The sequence below is a fragment of the Bradyrhizobium huanghuaihaiense genome (assembly GCF_007830635.1).
GTDB lineage: Bacteria > Pseudomonadota > Alphaproteobacteria > Rhizobiales > Xanthobacteraceae > Bradyrhizobium > Bradyrhizobium huanghuaihaiense.
This window is the reverse complement of the sequence record NZ_VLLA01000001.1, coordinates 667,683-683,950: the sequence shown is the minus strand read 5'-3', so window position 1 is coordinate 683,950 and position 16,268 is coordinate 667,683. Positions and strand designations below refer to the sequence as shown.

Here is a 16,268-nt window from a genome sequence, read left to right as displayed (position 1 = left end):
GCAAAGACCCGGATGTCGCTTCGCTCATCCGGGCTACGAGGTCTCGCCAAATCACCGGTGCCGTAAGGTGGGCAAAGCGGAGCGTGCCCACCATCTGCGGCGATGGAAAAAGGACGTGGGCACGGCGCTTTGCGCCTTTGCCCACCCTACGGCACTGTCCGTGTGGCTATACCACCGCCAGCTTGCGATCGATCACCAGCAACACGCGGTCGAGCTCGTGGCCGCGGCGCAGGATCAGGCCCGTCGCCGAGATCACGCTGTACATGCCCTGCTTGCGTGCGAGGCGCGGATCCTTCTCGATACGATAGATCGGCACTTCCGAGGCGCGGCGATAGACCGAGAACACCGCGCGATCCCTGAGGAAGTCGATGGCGTAGTCGCGCCACTCGCCGTCGGCAACCATGCGGCCATAGAGATTGAGAATACGATGCAGCTCGAGCCGGTTGAAGGTCACCCGGTTCGGTTGCGCGTTCGTAGCGGCGGGACGCGCCGCCGCGCGCTGCCCGCTCGGATCGGCATCCTCCGGCATCAGGCTCATGAGAAGCGCCTCCTCGTCGCGCAACATGACCGCGTCCGCGAAAACCGTCCCCGGAACCGCGGATCATGACAGTTGCATGATCGCGCCAACCGCCGTCCTCCGCAAGGGCTCTCGATGGAACCCGGGACAAAGCCCAGAGAGACTTGTGGCTCAACCGGTGGAATCGGGTACGAACCAGGCCACACGCAGGGGTGGAACTCTGTCGCGACGAACCGTCACGGGATCGTGCTCAAGAATCTTAGTCTCGCCGCTTTTCCGCCCAGCGCCTGCCGCCCTGCATTGCGAAAAGACTGATGTGCGTTGACCCGGTCCTTTCGGTTCCGGATTCCTCAGCCCCCAGCCCCCCGGGGTCGAACAGGATCGGGTCTGTACGCGCGACAAGGAGGGCCAACGCGAGTTGGTCCTTTTTTGTTTGTGCCCGGACGTTTCCGGACGCGACCATTTCTCCCGACCGCCAGGCACACTCTCTCCCCTCGTCCTGAGGGCCGCGCTCTTCGCGCGGCGTCTCGAAGGATCGAGGCCCGGATGCAGCAGCGGGGCCTTGCATGGTTCGAGACGCGCAAGAGCGCGCTCCTCACCATGAGGCGTTAGAGCGAATTCGACGCTAGAGAGAAATTCGAATCAGTGCAGCGACGTGTACGCCGCGCCGAGCATCGGGCCCGGCTTCTCGCGGCTGCCGTCCTGCACGTAGACCACCGCGCCGTCGACGCCATCGCGCGTGAGGTTCTCGATCGGCACGGTCCAGCTTTCGGCACGGCCGTTCCAGTCGCCGACCTTGAGCAGGTTGCGCACCACGTTGTGGTAGGTGATCTGCTGCCCGCGATTTTCGCCCTTGGCGATCGCGATCGGGACCGACTTGGCGATCGAGCAGATCCAGACCTCGCCATGCGAGGCCGCCGGCTCATTGCTCGCGGCGACCGAGACGTTGATCTGCTTGCCCGCGAGCGACATCGTCACCGGAACGCTCATCACGCCGGTGCCCTTGTCGGTCTTGCCGATCGCGCTCTCGATGCCGGCGCGATCGCTGCCGATGACATGCGTCGAGCCATTCACCACGACTTGCGGCGTGTAGACCTCGCGGTCACCGCGCATGCGTGAATAGGCACGCTGCCGTGCAGAGAAACGCGAATCCGCCAGCGTGTCCTTCCAGCCGAGATAATCCCAATAATCGATCGGCATGCTCAGCGCGATGATCGAGGGGTCGCTGGAGAGGTCGCCGATGATCTTGTCGGCGGGCGGGCAGGACGAGCAGCCCTGCGAGGTGAACAATTCGACAACGGCGCGGGGATCGGCGTGAGCGGGACGGATGACGGCGACGATTGCACAGATGCCGAGTGCTCCCGACCAGAGGGCGCCGGACCAACGTGAAATCAGATGAGAAGCCGTCATTGTTGTCATGTCGAACGCCGCACACCAAAGCTCGTGGGAGGGGGAATCTTATCGATTGATGGTCACCGTAGTCTTACGGGGCGCGGCATGCTCAACCATCCAGGAAACCGTGCCAAGCCGATTTTCCGCCGGATGGGCCCATCCAAAACATGCCGCAAACGCGCGAAGGCGGCCTTGTGATAGGCCGCCTTCGTTTAACCTTCTACTCACGTCGCAGTGAGCCACCGTTCACAAATTCGCGCTTAGGCCGCGAGCTTGCGCAGCACGTAGTGCAGAATGCCGCCGTTCCGGTAGTAGTCGAGCTCGTCCAGCGTATCGATGCGGCAGAGCAGCGAAACGCGCTGCAACGAACCGTCGCCGGAGACGATCTCCGCCGTCAGCTTCTGGCGCGGCTTCAAGTCGCCGACGAGGCCGCGCAGCGTGACCTTCTCGTCGCCCTTCAGGCCGAGCGACGACCAGGATGTGCCTTCCTCGAAGGTCAGCGGCAGCACGCCCATGCCGACCAGGTTGGAGCGGTGGATGCGCTCGAAGCTCTGGCAGATCACGGCGCGAACGCCGAGCAGACGGGTGCCCTTCGCAGCCCAGTCGCGCGAGGAACCGTTGCCGTATTCGGCGCCGGCGAACACGACCAGCGGCACCTGCTCCTGCTGGTACTTCATCGCGGCGTCGTAGATCGACATCTGCTCGCCGTCGGGCCAGTGCTTGGTGAGGCCGCCTTCCGGAATGTTGCCGTCAGCACCCTTGAGCATGAAGTTCTTGATGCGGATGTTGGCGAAGGTGCCGCGCATCATGACTTCATGGTTGCCGCGACGCGTGCCGTACTGGTTGAAGTCGGCGGGACGCACCTGGTGCTCGCTGAGATACTTGCCTGCGGGCGAGGTGAGCTTGATCGAACCGGCCGGCGAGATGTGGTCGGTGGTGATCTTGTCGCCGAACATGGCGAGGACGCGCGCCTCGACGATGTCGGTGACCGGCTCCGGCTCCTTCTTCATGCCTTCGAAATAGGGCGGGTTCTGCACATAGGTCGAAGACATGTTCCAGCGATAGGTCTCGCTCTCGACCGTCTTGATCTTGCGCCAGTTGGTATCGCCCTTGAACACGTCGGCATACTTCTTCTTGAAGATCGACGCGGTCACGAACTTCTTCATGAAGGCGTTGATCTCCTTGGTCGTCGGCCAGATGTCCTTGAGGTACACCGGCTTGCCGTCCTTGCCTTCGCCGAGCGGCTCGACCGCGAGGTTCTTGGTCACGCTGCCCGCGAGCGCGTGGGCGACGACCAGCGGCGGCGAGGCCAGATAGTTCGCCTGCACGTCCGGCGAGACGCGGCCTTCGAAGTTGCGGTTACCGGACAGCACGGCGGCGGCGACGATGCCGTTGTCGTTGATCGACTTCGAGATCTCCTCCGGCAGCGGACCGGAATTGCCGATGCAGGTGGTGCAGCCGAAGCCGACCAGGTTGAAGCCGACCTTGTCGAGATCCTTCTGCAGACCGGAATCGGCGAGATAGCCCGCGACGACCTGGCTGCCCGGGGCGAGTGAGGTCTTCACCCACGGTTTTGCCTTGAGGCCCTTCGCAGCCGCGTTGCGCGCGAGCAGGCCCGCGCCGATCAAGACGCTCGGGTTCGAGGTGTTGGTGCAGGAGGTGATGGCGGCAATCACGACGTCGCCATGGCCGATCTCGAAGTCCTTGCCCTCGACCGCAAAGCGCTTCTCCGGCTCCTCGGCCTTCTTGTACTCGCTGCTGAGCGCGACCGAAAAACCTTCGGCGACCGAGGGCAGCGCGATACGGCCTTCGGGACGCTTCGGGCCGGCCATCGAGGGCACGACGTCGGCGAGGTCGAGCGTCAGCGTCTCCGTGAACACCGGATCGGCCGACTTGGCGGTGCGGAACAGCCCTTGCGCCTTCGCATAGGCCTGCACCAGCGCGACGCGCGGCGCGGCGCGGCCGGAGGTCTTGAGGTAGTCGATCGCGGCGGCGTCGACCGGGAAGAAGCCGCAGGTCGCGCCGTATTCAGGCGCCATGTTGGCGATGGTCGCCTTGTCGGCGACCGAGAGATTGTCGAGGCCGGGGCCGAAGAACTCGACGAACTTGCCGACGACGCCGAGCTTGCGCAGCATCTGCGTCACGGTCAGCACGAGGTCGGTGGCGGTGACGCCTTCCTTCATCGCGCCCTTCAGCTTGAAGCCGACGACGTTGGGCAGCAGCATCGACAGCGGCTGGCCGAGCATGCAGGCTTCCGCCTCGATGCCGCCGACGCCCCAGCCGAGCACGGCGAGACCGTTGACCATGGTGGTGTGGGAGTCGGTGCCGACCAGCGAGTCGGGATAGGCGACCTCGAAGGTGCCGGTCTTCTTGCCGACCGTCATCTTCTCCTTCTTGGTCCAAACCGTCTGGGAGAGATATTCGAGATTGACCTGGTGGCAGATGCCGGTGCCGGGCGGCACGACCGAGAAGTTCGAGAACGCCTTCTGGCCCCACTTCAGGAACTCGTAGCGCTCCTGGTTCTGCTTGTATTCCTCGGTGACGTTCTTGGCGAAGGCCTTGTTGTCGCCGAAGAAGTTCACGATCACGGAGTGGTCGATGACGAGATCGACCGGCACCAGCGGGTTGATCTTCTCGGCGTCACCACCGAGCTTCTGCATGGCGTTTCGCATTGCAGCCAGGTCGACCACGGCCGGAACGCCCGTAAAATCCTGCATCAGCACGCGGGCCGGGCGGAAGGCGATCTCATGTTCCAGCGACTTCTTGCGCAGCCACTTCGACACCGCGACGATGTCTTCCTTCTTGACCGAGCGGCCGTCCTCGTTGCGCAGGAGGTTCTCAAGCAGGACCTTCATCGAATAGGGGAGTTTCGAAATTCCCTTCAGACCATTCTTCTCGGCCGTGGGCAGGCTGTAATAGACATAGGTCTTGGCGCCGACCTTGAGGGTCTTTTTGCATTTGAAGCTGTCGAGCGAGGTCATGTAGGAAATCCCAATTGTTAGTTATACCCGGCAGGGTATTTTAACACCGTCAGCGTAGCAGGCTGGGTCGCTTGCAGGGGCAGGTTGAGTTGCTGCATCAAGTAGTTCCGGGCTTATAGAAGCTTTCTAACCGCACCGCCACAGCCACAATCGTGCCGCAGCAATTGCCGAGCCAAAAATTCCCATGCGCTACCCCAAGATTTCCTGAGGCCTGGCTTTGAGCGGACTGGACCAAGCCAAGATGCAACTGTCCGGACGCGGGGTCGCCTGCGTGCGCGGCGGGCGCGAGGTGTTTTCCGGGCTCGACTTCCATGCCGCATCCGGCGAGGCCCTGTCGGTCGTCGGCCGCAATGGCGCGGGCAAGACCTCGCTGCTGCGCCTGATCGCAGGCCTGCTCGTTCCGGCCGGCGGCACGATCGTACTGGACGGGGGCGACGCCGAAATGACGCTGCCGGAGCAGTGCCACTATCTCGGCCATCGCGACGCCCTGAAGCCGGCGCTGAGCGTCGAGGAAAACCTGGCATTCTGGGCCGATTTTCTGGGCGGCGAGCGTTCTGACGCCGCCGCGAGCCTCGAGGCCGTCGGCCTCGACCACGCCACCCATCTGCCCGCCGCCTTCCTGTCCGCCGGCCAGCGCCGCCGGCTCTCGCTGGCCCGGCTGCTCACGATCAGGCGCCGGATCTGGCTGCTGGACGAGCCGACCACCGCACTGGACGTGGCCGGCCAGGACATGTTCGGCGGCCTGATGCGGGAGCACCTCGCCCGCGGCGGCATGATCATCGCGGCGACCCATGCGCCGTTGGGGATCGATTCGCGGGAGCTGCGGATCGGGGGTGCGGCGTGATTCCGATCGACCCTCAGCTTTCCAAGCGGCCGGGCGCAGCTCTCGCACCCGGGAGGCAGCCGTCGCCGCGGGCTCCCTCGCCTCTCCCGCTTGCTGGAGAGGTCGGCATAGGCGGCCCTTGGCCGCCGTTCCTTGAAAACGCCGATGCTTTGCATCGGCTATGGCGCCGGGTGAGGGTTCTCATCTCTGGGGGAGTCTTCGTTGTCGTGACACCCTCTCCCCAACCCTCCCCCGCAAGCGGGGGAGGGAGCGCACCGCCCTTGGGGCACGATGGGAGCACTCCATGACCGCCCTGTCCGCCCTCATCCGCCGGGACATCCGGATCGCGCTGCGCGTCGGCGGCGGGGCGCTGATCGGGGTGCTGTTCTTCCTGACCGTGGTGGTGCTGATGCCGTTCGCGGTCGGGCCGGACCTGGCGCTGCTGTCGCGGCTGGGGCCGGCGATCCTCTGGCTCGGCGCGCTCCTGGCGAGCCTGCTCACCCTGGACCGGCTGTTCATGGCCGACCATGAGGACGGCTCGCTCGACCTGATCACGATGAGCCGGACCCCGCTGGAACTCGCCTGCGCGGCCAAGGCGCTGGCGCATTGGCTGGCCGCCGGCCTGCCGCTGATTGTCGCAACCCCCGTGCTCGGCCTGCTGCTGAACCTCGACATGGTCGCGACCAGCGCGGTGGCGCTGACGCTGCTGGCGGGCACGCCGGCGCTGACCTTCACCGGCATGATCGGCGCCGGGCTGGCGGTGACGCTGCATCGCGGCGGGCTGTTGATGGCCGTGCTGGTGCTGCCGCTGTCGATTCCCGTGCTGATCTTCGGCGTTGCGGCCTCGCAGGCCGCGATCGTCGGTCCCATGACGTTCGGCGCGCCGTTCTCGATCCTGTGCGCGCTGTCGCTGGTCAGCCTCGTGGTCGGCCCCTTCGCAGCGGCGGCGAGCCTGCGGCATGGACTGGATTGAGTTGGACTGGACTGACCTTGACCCCGATCAACTTTCGTGGCGCGCTTTCATGCTGATTGCGTGAGCATCAACCGGTGATTATCAGGATACCATGACGCTGATCGATCTCGCCAACCCCACGCGGTTCCTCGCGCTGACAACGCGGGTGTTGCCATGGCTTGCGGGTGCGACCGTCATCCTGCTCGCCATCGGCCTCTATCAATCCGCTTACGCGCCCGACGACTACCAGCAGGGCGCGACCGTCAAGATCATGTTCATCCACGTGCCCAATGCCTGGCTGTCGATGTTCGTCTGGGGCGTGATGAGCATCGCCTCGCTCGGCACGCTGGTGTGGCGGCATCCGCTCGCCGATGTCGCCGCGAAGGCGGCGGCTCCCATCGGCGCCAGCTTCACCTTCCTGGCACTGCTCACGGGCTCGCTGTGGGGCCGGCCGATGTGGGGCACCTATTGGGAATGGGACGCGCGGCTGACCTCGGTGCTGATCCTGTTCCTGATGTATCTCGGCCTGATGGCGCTTTGGCGCGCGGTCGACGACCCCTCACGCGCGGCACGCGCCGCCGCGGTGCTGACGCTGGTCGGCGCGATCAACCTGCCCATCATCAAGTTCTCGGTCGACTGGTGGAACACGCTGCACCAGCCGGCCTCGGTGATGCGCATGGGCGGCTCGACGCTCGACAAGTCCTTCCTGATTCCGCTTTTGGTGATGGCGATCGGATTCACGCTGCTGTTCGTCACGCTGCATCTGGCGGCGATGCGCAACGAGATCTTGCGCCGCCGCGTCCGCTCGCTGCAGATGATGCAGGCGAGCCGCGTCGCGTTTTCGAACGAGGTGGGCACCGGTTCGCATCAAGAAAACGCGTCAACAGGGGCGGCGTGATCATGTCGCTCGGTCCCTACGCATCTTTCATCGTGACGTCCTATGCGGCTGCGGCCCTCGTGGTCGTGATCCTGATCGGCTGGATCGTGCTCGACTATCGCAACCAGACGCAGCGTTTGCGCGAGCTCGACCGTAGCGGCGTCACCCGCCGCTCGGGCCTAAGCGCTATGGACGCGCCATGAGCGATCAATCGACCTCCGGCGCGCCGCAGCGCCGCACCTTCCTGATGGTGCTGCCGCTGATCGCTTTCATCGGCCTCGCCGTGCTGTTCTGGTTCCGGCTCGGCAGCGGCGATATCTCCCGGATTCCCTCTGCGCTGATCGGCCGGCCCGCGCCGCAGACCACGCTGCCGGAGCTCGAGGGATTGCAGGACAACGGCGCACAGGTGCCGGGGCTCGACCCCGCCGCCTTCAAGGGCAAGGTCAGCCTCGTCAATGTCTGGGCGTCCTGGTGCGTGCCGTGTCATGACGAAGCACCGCTGCTGACCGAACTGGCAAAAGACAAGCGCTTCCAGCTCGTCGGCATCAACTACAAGGACGCAGCCGACAACGCACGTCGCTTCCTCGGGCGCTACGGCAACCCGTTCGGCCGCGTCGGCGTCGACGCCAACGGCCGCGCCTCGATCGAATGGGGCGTCTACGGCGTACCGGAGACGTTTGTCGTCGGGCGCGAGGGGACGATCGTCTACAAGCTGGTCGGGCCGATCACGCCGGACAATCTGCGGACGGTGCTGATGCCGCAGATGGAGAAGGCGTTGAAGGCGGCGGGGTCCTAACACCGCTCCTGCCCCGGACGCAGCGCAGCGCTTCTTCAGCGGTGCGCTGCAGAGCCGGGGCCCATGTCACCGCGACGGCACAGCTGGAGAGAGCCTGGGTCCCGGCTCGCGCTTCGCGCGTCCGGGACACGAGACCGTCAACCCTTCCTCACATCCCCCGCCTCGGCCTCGCTGGTCTCCAGCGACGCCGGCTCTATCCCGTAGCGCTTGGTCAGCGGCATCTGGGCAATCGCAAAGATCATCGTGATCGGCGTGACGCCGAACACCTTGAAGTTCACCCAGAAATCCGTGCTCTGGGTGCGCCAGACGATTTCGTTCAGCACCGCCATGCCAGCGAAGAACAGCGCCCAGCGCAGCGTGAGGATGCGCCAGCCCTGCGGCGTCAAATTGAACATCTGGTCGAACATCACCGCGATGAAGGAGCGGCCGAACAACAGGCCACCGCCGAGGATCGCGGCGAACAGGCCGTAGATGATGGTCGGCTTGACCTTGATGAAGGTCTCGTCGTGCAGCACCAGGGTCAGCGTGCCGAACACCAGCACGATCACGCCCGTCACGATCGCCATGATCGGGATGTGGCGGGTCACCACATAGGAGGCGGCCATCGCCGCGACGATCGCGACCATGAAGGCGCCGGTCGCGGCGAACAAATTGAACTTCGCATTGACGAAGAAGAACACGAGCAGCGGACCGAGCTCGGTCGCAAGCTTGAACAGCGGATGCGGCTGGGTCTTGTCCATCTCTAGCTTTCGATTCCGGCGATGGCGCGGGCGAAATCGCGTGCGGTGAATGGCGCGAGATCGTCGACGCCTTCGCCGACGCCGATGAAATGCACCGGCAGTTTGAACTTCTCCGCAAGCGCCACCAGGATGCCGCCGCGGGCGGTGCCGTCGAGCTTGGTCATCACGAGGCCGGTGACCCCGGCGGTGCGATGGAACGCCTCGACCTGCGACAGCGCGTTCTGGCCGACAGTAGCATCCAGCACCAGCAGCACGGCATGCGGCGCAGTGTCATCCACCTTGCGGATCACGCGCACGACCTTTTCGAGCTCGTTCATCAGTTCGGCCTTGTTCTGCAGGCGGCCGGCGGTGTCGATCAGGAGCACGTCGATGTTCTGCTCCTTCGCCGCGGTCAGCGCGTTGAAGGCAAGGCTCGCCGAATCCGAGCCCTGCGCGCCGGCGATGACCGGCGTCTTGGTCCGCTCGCCCCAGACCTTGAGCTGCTCGATGGCGGCGGCACGAAACGTGTCGCCGGCGGCGAGCATCACCTTGCGGCCTTCGGAGGCGAATTTTTGCGAGAGCTTTCCGATGGTGGTGGTCTTGCCGGAACCGTTGACGCCGACGACGAGAATGACGAACGGCTTCCTGGCCGCGTCGATCTCGAGCGGCTTTGCCACCGGCGACAACACCTTCTCGACCTCGGTCGCGACGACGTCCTTGACCTCGTCCGCCGAGATCGCCTTGTCGTAGCGCCCGGTGCCGACGGCGTCCGCGATCCGCACCGCGACGGAAGTACCGAGATCGGCGCGCAGCAGCACGTCCTCGATGTCGTCGAGCATGGCTCGGTCGAGCTTGCGCTTGGTGACGAGGTCGGCGACCGCTGTCCCGAGCGAGGACGAGGTACGCTTGAGCCCGTTGGACAGGCGGCGCCACCAGCTCAGCTTGGGGGTCTCGGAGGTGGTATCGTTCATGGTGGCGTGTTAGCCGTTCCGGCTCGCAAACGAAAGCCTTGACCGAAAGTCTTGCAATTGCTCGATGTTCCCCAATTGACCGCCGATGAAATCCTGGCCCGCGTGCTCCACCGCGACGGGTTGATGCTGATCATCGACAAGCCGGCCGGCCTGCCGGTGCATCGCGGCCCCAAGGGCGGTGCCAATCTGGAGGATTCCTTCGACGCGCTCCGCTTCGGCCTGCCGCGGCCGCCGGTGCTGGCCCACCGGCTGGACAAGGACACCTCCGGTTGCCTCGTGCTCGGGCGCCATCGCAAGGCGACCGCATCGCTGGGCCTGCTGTTCAAGCACGGCAAGATCGGCAAGACCTATTGGACCGTGGCCGAGGGCGGCCCTACTGAGGATGAAGGCACGATCGACATGCCGCTCGGCCGGCTCAATGCCGAGCGCGGCTGGTGGCAGAAGCCGGATCCGGACGGGCAGAAGGCGATCACCAACTGGAAGGTGATGGGCCGGGGCGACGGTTTCACCTGGCTCGCGATGGAACCGGTGACCGGGCGGACCCATCAGTTGCGGGTGCATTCGGCCGAGAGCGGCTGGCCGATCTTCGGCGATAACATTTACGGCAACGGTCCGCGCTTCGGCGAGCCGCGGCTGCACCTGCACTCCCGCGAGATCGTGGTGCCGATCTCCCGGAACAAGGAGCCGGTCCGCGTGGTGGCCCCCGCCCCGCCCCACATGCACGAGAAGCTCCGCGCCTGCGGGTGGAACGGGGAGTAGGGGTCGCTGTCGTTCACCTCTCCCGCGTGCGGGAGAGGTCGACGCGCTCGCAGAGCGCGGCGGGTGAGGGCTCTCTCCTCTAGGGGATTGTCCCGTTGCGGAGACACCCTCTCCCCAACCCTCCCCCGCAAACGGGGGAGGGAGCGCACCGCGTACCCGGCCGCACCTCGTTCCCATCGGCCATGGTTTACGAAACGTTCAGTGCTCGCCTCTAATGATAACGGTCGCTTAGAACAAGCTTCCGTCAATCCGCTCAGGACGAGCCGCGCGTCATGCCCAAGGCCGAGCTATCGATCATCGACGAGGTCGAATCCGCACTTCGGATCGGCTCGCCGGAAAAGGGCCTGGAAACGGCGCGGCGCGTCACCGACCTGTTCCTGTCCTCCGCCGGCAGTTTCAGCGACGAGCAGATCGCACTGTTCGACGACGTGCTCGAGCGCCTGATCGGCTCCATCGAGCTGCGCGCGATTGCCGACATGGGTGCGCGCGTGGCACTGGCCGAGATCAGCATGCAGCTTGCGCCGATCGCGCAGGCGCCGCCCTCCGTGATCCGCCGCCTCGCCAACAATGACGAGATCCGCATAGCCGGCCCCGTGCTGCAGGAATCCGCGCGTCTCGACGATGGCGAGCTGGTGAGGATCGCCTCCAGCAAAAGCGAGCCGCATCTGCTCGCGGTGGCCGGCCGCTGGTGGCTGAAGGAGGTCGTCACCGACGCGCTGCTGGCGCGGCGCTATCCCAGCGTCAGCCGGCGGCTTGCGGCCAATCCCGGCGCGCGCGTCTCCGGAAACGGATTCGCCGTCATCGTCGGCCAGGCCGAAAGCGATCCCGAGCTCGCCGTCAGCGTCGGCGTCCGTATCGACCTGCCGTCGGAGCTGCGCCGGCAGTTGCTGCGCTCGGCGACGGATGTGGTGCGCACGCGCCTGTTGTCGCGCGCGCCTCCGCATCTATTCGAGGAGATCCAGAGCGCGATCGCCGCCGTCACCGTCGGCATCGAGCGCGAGATGTCGGGCGTCCGCGATTTCGAAGGCGCCAAGCGCGCCATCGCGGGCCTCAAGGCCACCGGCCAGCTCAACGAGGCAACGCTGCTCGGCTTTGCCAGACAGCGGCGCTATGAAGAGACCGCCGCTGCCCTCGCGGCATTATCGGGATCGACAGTCGAGGTGATCCGTCCGCTGATGCAGAGCCTGCGCGAGGACGGCCTCCTGGTGCCATGCAAGGCGGCGCAGCTCAGCTGGGAAACGACGGCCGCCGTGCTCGAAAGCCGTTTTGCGACCGGCGCGATGAAGCCGGCCGACCTTGCCAAAGCGCAGGGACATTTCGCGAAAATGACCGCGGAGAACGCGCGGCGGACGCTGCGGTTCTGGCAGGTGCGGGCGTCGTAGGAGCGCGTTAGGCCCCGCGCTGCGTGCCAAGCTCTCCGCTGTCGTCCTGGCGAAAGCCAGGACCCATTACCACCGAATTCGGTTTGACGAAGACTGGTGGTTATCAATCGCATTCAACAACTACGCCCTGGGGTAATGGGTCCTGGCTTTCGCCAGGACGACGTTGGGGATGCAGTTGTGGGATGACCGCAGATTACGTGGTCAGCCGCTCGCCATCGCTGCCGGTGATCATCCGTGGCACGACACTCCCCACACGCTCACCCGCTACCGCCACCGGCAGATAATGCTCGGTGCGGCCCTGCTCCTCGCTCTCGATCAGCACCTCGCGTGTCGCGCCGATCTCCGCTTGCAGCCGCTGCCGCAGCGCCGCCTCGCCGGCTGCGCGCAGCCGCTTCGCGCGTTCCTTGATCACGCCGCCCGCAACCTGCGGCATCCGCGCGGCGGGCGTGCCGGGGCGCGGGGAATAGGGGAAGACGTGCAGGAAGGTGAGGCCGCATTCTTCGACGAGGTCGAGCGAGCGCGAGAACATCTCCTCTGTCTCGGTCGGAAAGCCCGCGATGATGTCCGCGCCGAGGGCGATGTCCGGGCGCAAGCGGCGCACCTGGTCGCAGAAGGCGATCGCATCGCTCCGCAAGTGCCGCCGCTTCATGCGCTTCAGGATCATGTCGTCGCCTGACTGCAGCGACAAGTGCAGATGCGGCATCAGGCGCGCATCCTCAGTGATGGCATCGAGCAGGTCATGATCGGCCTCGATCGAATCGATCGAAGAGATGCGCAGGCGCTTGAGCTCCGGCACATGCCGCAAAATCTGCTTCGTCAGCATGCCGAGCTTCGGCGCACCGGGCAGATCAGCGCCGTAGCTGGTGAGATCGACGCCGGTCAGCACGATCTCGGCATGGCCGCGCTCGGCCAATGCCCGCACCTGCTCGACCACCGCGCCCATCGGCACCGAACGCGAATTGCCGCGGCCGAACGGGATGATGCAGAAGGTGCAGCGGTGGTCGCAGCCGTTCTGCACCTGCACGAACACGCGCGGCAGGCCGCTGGCAAAGCCGTCAATGAGATGCGGCGCCATCTCCCTGATAGCCATGATGTCGCTGACGGCGATCTTTTCGCTGGCACCTATGTCGAACGCATCGCGCGTCTCGCGCCACGCTTCGCTGCGCATCTTGTCGTCATTGCCGACGACGCGGTCGACCTCGGCCATGTCGGCGAACATCTGGCTTTGCGTCTGCGCCGCGCAGCCGGTGACGACGATGCGCGCCTCGGGACGCTCGCGCTTCAGCTTGCGGATCGACTGACGCGCCTGCGCCACCGCCTCGTTGGTGACGGCGCAGCTGTTGATGACGATGGTGTCGGAAAGGCCTGCGCCTTCCGCTTTGCTGCGGATCACCTCGGCCTCGAAGGCGTTGAGGCGGCAGCCGAAGGTGACGATGTCGACGGCCATCAGCCGACCGGCGCAAACAGCGCCGGATCGAAATTGCCTTCATATTCGAAGGTCGCCGTGCCCGTCATCAGCACATGGTCGTCGCGCTCACGCCATTCGATGCCGAGCTTGCCGCCGGGCAGCGTGATCTCGACCTTGCGCTCGGCGCGCTTCAGGCGTGCGGCCGCAACCGCCGTCGCGCAGGCCGCCGAACCGCAGGCCCGGGTCAGACCGGCGCCGCGCTCCCAGGTGCGGATGGTGATGTGCTGGGGATCGACGATATGGGCGAGCGTGATGTTGGCGCGCTCGGGGAAGATCGGATGATTTTCCAGCAGCGGACCGAAGCGGCCGAGATCATAGGCGTTGACGTCGTCGACCCAGAACACCGCGTGCGGATTGCCCATGCTCACTGCTGAGGGCGAATGCAGGATCGGATTGTCGATCGGCCCGATCTGCAGTTCGATGTAGCGGGTGTCGCGAAACTCTTCCGCCAGCGGAATGTCCTGCCAGCCGAATTTCGGCGCGCCCATGTCGACCGTGTAGAGATCGGGCGCGGGGCCCTGCCAGGCATTGAGCAGGCCGGCCGCCGTCTCGAAGGTCGCCGTGGTCTGTCCGGTCTTCTCGAAGATGCGGCGGACCACGCAGCGCATGCCGTTGCCGCAGGCGCCGGCTTCGGAGCCGTCATTGTTGTAGATGCTGATGAAGGCTTCGGTGCCGTCGAGCCGCGGCTTCTGCAGCACCATGAGCTGGTCGTAGGGCACGCCGCCCTGCGCGGACGCCACGGCGCGGGCGTCGTCCGGCGTCACCCTTGCCGCGGAGTCGCGCATGTCGACAACGACGATCTCGTTGCCGATGCCGTTCATCTTGGCAAATGCGTGGTGGGCCAGCGCGCTCATGAAAATTCCCGAATTTCGCCCGTCTTATATGGTGTTCCCAGGCCGCTTGGCCAGTGATTTGCCGCCGCGAGCAGGACATCTGCCATGACGCATCTGTCATGGGACGAATTCGGCGCTCGCGTGTTAGAACGGCGCGGTTCGCGCGAACCGGGACGCGCGGCCGGGTTAAGGCCTTGGTGGGTAAGGTCTTGATGAATTGAGGCCCTGGCGGACCGGGGGCCTTGGGGAGAATAAAATGACCAGTTTTCGTCGTCTCGCTTTGGCCGCGCTGATCCCGGCAGCGGCCTTGTCGCTTGGGCTGTCAGGCGCTCTGGCGCAGTCCCCGAGCCCGGCGCCGGCTGCCTCGGCGAGCCCCTCTTCGACAAGCCCCTCTTCGACAAGCCCCTCTTCGACAAGTCCTGCGCCGGCCCCGTCGGCTTCGCCCGCTCCGGCTGCGAGTGCTTCGCCCGCTCCTGCGGCAACACCCTCACCTGCGGCGAGTGCCTCACCTGCTCCTGCAGCATCGCCGGCGCCCGCAGCCAGCGCCTCGCCGAGCCCGGCGGCCCCACCGCCCGCCGCGGCCGCCACCCCCGCTCCGGTGCAGACCGCCGATCCCTTCGGGCTCGAGACCACGCTCGAGCCGAAGAAGGTCGTGATGGTCAAGGGCACTGCCAATTGGGATTCCGCCTTCGACACGCTGATCGACGCCTTCAAGACGCTGAACACGCTGCTGGACAAGCAGGGCATCAAGCACGCCGGCAATTCGATGATCGTCTACACCTCGACGGACGACACCGGCTTCACCTTCCTCGCCGAGATCCCGGTCGAGCAGGATCCCAAGAACCTGCCCAAGGACATGAGCGTCGGCAAATCGCCGGAGGGCAAGGCGCTGAAATTCGTCCATCGCGGCTCCTACGACAACATGGACAACACCTATGAGGCGATCACCAATCACCTCGACGACAAGAGACTGGAAGCCAAGGACACCTTCATCGAGGAATACCTCACCGATCCCCTGAAGACGGCTGAGGACAAGCTCGTGATCAATGTTTTCGTGCCGCTGAAGTGAGAGTGATGAAAAAGCCTGCAATACTCGCCGCCGTCCTTGCCACCACGCTGCTGGCCACGCCCGCGCGCGCCGACGATTTTCCCGCCGCGATCTCGGTCAGCGGCGAAGCCACTGTGTCGGTGGCGCCTGATCTCGCGCAGATCGATGCAGGTGTCGCCAATGACGCCAAGACGGCGAAGGAAGCCTCCGATGCCAACAATGCCGCGATGGGCAAGGTGCTGCTGGCGCTGAAAGGCGCCGGCATCGCCGAGAAGGACTACCAGACCTCGCGGCTGTCGCTGCAGCCGCAATACGGCCAGAACAAATCCACCGGCGCCTCGCCCGTAACAGGCTTCCGCGCCTCCAACCGCGTCACCGTGAAGATCCGCGACGTGACCAAGGTGGCCGGCATCATCGACACGCTGGTCAGCGCCGGCGCCAACGACATCGGCAATATCTCGTTCGAGGTGACGCAGGCCTCGAAGCTGCTCGACGATGCACGCGAGCAGGCGGTGGCCGACGCGCGGCGCAAGGCGGAGATCTATGCGAAGGCGACCGGCGTGACGCTTGGCGCGCCGCTCAGCGTGTCGGAGGGCGGTGCTCCGGTGCCGCTATTCAAGGCGCGGATGGCACCAGCGCCGATGGCGGCGCCCGCCGCGGTTGCGCCGGGCGAGGAGACGCTGTCGGTGACGGTGAATGTGAGCTGGGCGATCAAGGCGGGGCAGTAACCTCTTTCGTAAGAGGCACATC

16 protein-coding genes are annotated in these 16,268 nt (G+C 65.5%); 9 read left to right on the top strand and 7 right to left on the bottom strand.

Annotation, left to right across the window (positions count from 1 at the left end; translation table 11 throughout):
* Positions 1-166: 166 nt before the first annotated feature.
* The 3 genes from IQ16_RS03275 to acnA form a co-directional block, all read right to left on the bottom strand.
* Positions 167-538, bottom strand: a complete 372-nt coding sequence (locus IQ16_RS03275) for a DUF2794 domain-containing protein (protein WP_026312127.1) — start codon at positions 536-538, stop codon at positions 167-169.
* A 621-nt stretch (positions 539-1,159) separates the two neighbouring features.
* On the bottom strand, positions 1,160-1,936 hold the full coding sequence (locus IQ16_RS03270) for a DUF1223 domain-containing protein (protein ID WP_018643909.1): 777 nt from the start codon (positions 1,934-1,936) through the stop codon (positions 1,160-1,162).
* Positions 1,937-2,169: 233 nt separating this feature from the next.
* On the bottom strand, positions 2,170-4,890 hold the full coding sequence (gene acnA, locus IQ16_RS03265; RefSeq protein WP_018643910.1) for an aconitate hydratase AcnA: 2,721 nt from the start codon (positions 4,888-4,890) through the stop codon (positions 2,170-2,172).
* Between the two features lie 241 nt (positions 4,891-5,131).
* Here acnA and ccmA point away from each other — a divergent pair, with 241 nt between their 5' ends.
* From ccmA to IQ16_RS03240, 5 genes are all read left to right on the top strand, one after another.
* Positions 5,132-5,734, top strand: a complete 603-nt coding sequence (gene ccmA, locus IQ16_RS03260; RefSeq protein WP_026312129.1) for a heme ABC exporter ATP-binding protein CcmA — start codon at positions 5,132-5,134, stop codon at positions 5,732-5,734.
* Between the two features lie 283 nt (positions 5,735-6,017).
* The gene (gene ccmB, locus IQ16_RS03255) at positions 6,018-6,686 is read left to right on the top strand and encodes a heme exporter protein CcmB (RefSeq protein ID WP_018643912.1); all 669 of its coding nucleotides are present in this window, start codon (positions 6,018-6,020) and stop codon (positions 6,684-6,686) included.
* Positions 6,687-6,777: 91 nt separating this feature from the next.
* Positions 6,778-7,563 carry a heme ABC transporter permease gene (locus IQ16_RS03250; RefSeq protein ID WP_018643913.1) on the top strand — a complete coding sequence of 262 codons (786 nt, stop codon included), beginning with the start codon at positions 6,778-6,780 and terminating at the stop codon, positions 7,561-7,563.
* Positions 7,560-7,745, top strand: a complete 186-nt coding sequence (gene ccmD, locus IQ16_RS03245; RefSeq protein ID WP_018643914.1) for a heme exporter protein CcmD — start codon at positions 7,560-7,562, stop codon at positions 7,743-7,745. Before IQ16_RS03250 ends, ccmD begins: the two co-directional genes overlap by 4 nt.
* The gene (locus IQ16_RS03240) at positions 7,742-8,338 is read left to right on the top strand and encodes a DsbE family thiol:disulfide interchange protein (protein ID WP_018643915.1); all 597 of its coding nucleotides are present in this window, start codon (positions 7,742-7,744) and stop codon (positions 8,336-8,338) included. The genes ccmD and IQ16_RS03240 overlap by 4 nt, the downstream gene beginning before the upstream one ends.
* 137 nt (positions 8,339-8,475) lie before the next feature.
* On the opposite strand, the gene IQ16_RS03230 is transcribed toward IQ16_RS03240, so the two are convergent.
* Positions 8,476-9,078: a septation protein A gene (locus IQ16_RS03230; protein WP_018643916.1), complete on the bottom strand. Its 603-nt coding sequence runs from the start codon at positions 9,076-9,078 to the stop codon at positions 8,476-8,478.
* A gap of 2 nt (positions 9,079-9,080) precedes the next feature.
* Entirely contained in the window at positions 9,081-10,028 is a 948-nt protein-coding gene (ftsY, locus tag IQ16_RS03225; protein ID WP_018643917.1) for a signal recognition particle-docking protein FtsY, read from the bottom strand.
* Positions 10,029-10,085: 57 nt separating this feature from the next.
* Between ftsY and IQ16_RS03220 the strand changes: the two genes are divergently transcribed.
* On the top strand, positions 10,086-10,787 hold the full coding sequence (locus IQ16_RS03220) for an RluA family pseudouridine synthase (protein WP_018643918.1): 702 nt from the start codon (positions 10,086-10,088) through the stop codon (positions 10,785-10,787).
* Positions 10,788-11,059: 272 nt separating this feature from the next.
* Complete coding sequence (locus IQ16_RS03215; protein WP_018643919.1) at positions 11,060-12,169, top strand: DUF2336 domain-containing protein; 1,110 nt, start codon at positions 11,060-11,062, stop codon at positions 12,167-12,169.
* A gap of 193 nt (positions 12,170-12,362) precedes the next feature.
* On the opposite strand, the gene mtaB is transcribed toward IQ16_RS03215, so the two are convergent.
* Both mtaB and dapF read right to left on the bottom strand, forming a co-directional pair.
* A complete protein-coding gene (gene mtaB, locus IQ16_RS03210) occupies positions 12,363-13,616 on the bottom strand; it encodes a tRNA (N(6)-L-threonylcarbamoyladenosine(37)-C(2))-methylthiotransferase MtaB (protein WP_018643920.1) in 1,254 nt (417 codons plus the stop codon).
* On the bottom strand, positions 13,616-14,491 hold the full coding sequence (dapF, locus tag IQ16_RS03205) for a diaminopimelate epimerase (RefSeq protein ID WP_018643921.1): 876 nt from the start codon (positions 14,489-14,491) through the stop codon (positions 13,616-13,618). The genes mtaB and dapF overlap by 1 nt, the downstream gene beginning before the upstream one ends.
* Before the next feature lie 235 nt (positions 14,492-14,726).
* Between dapF and IQ16_RS03200 the strand changes: the two genes are divergently transcribed.
* Both IQ16_RS03200 and IQ16_RS03195 read left to right on the top strand, forming a co-directional pair.
* On the top strand, positions 14,727-15,539 hold the full coding sequence (locus tag IQ16_RS03200) for a GyrI-like domain-containing protein (protein WP_018643922.1): 813 nt from the start codon (positions 14,727-14,729) through the stop codon (positions 15,537-15,539).
* Between the two features lie 5 nt (positions 15,540-15,544).
* Complete coding sequence (locus tag IQ16_RS03195; protein WP_026312130.1) at positions 15,545-16,246, top strand: SIMPL domain-containing protein; 702 nt, start codon at positions 15,545-15,547, stop codon at positions 16,244-16,246.
* Positions 16,247-16,268 lie beyond the last annotated feature (22 nt).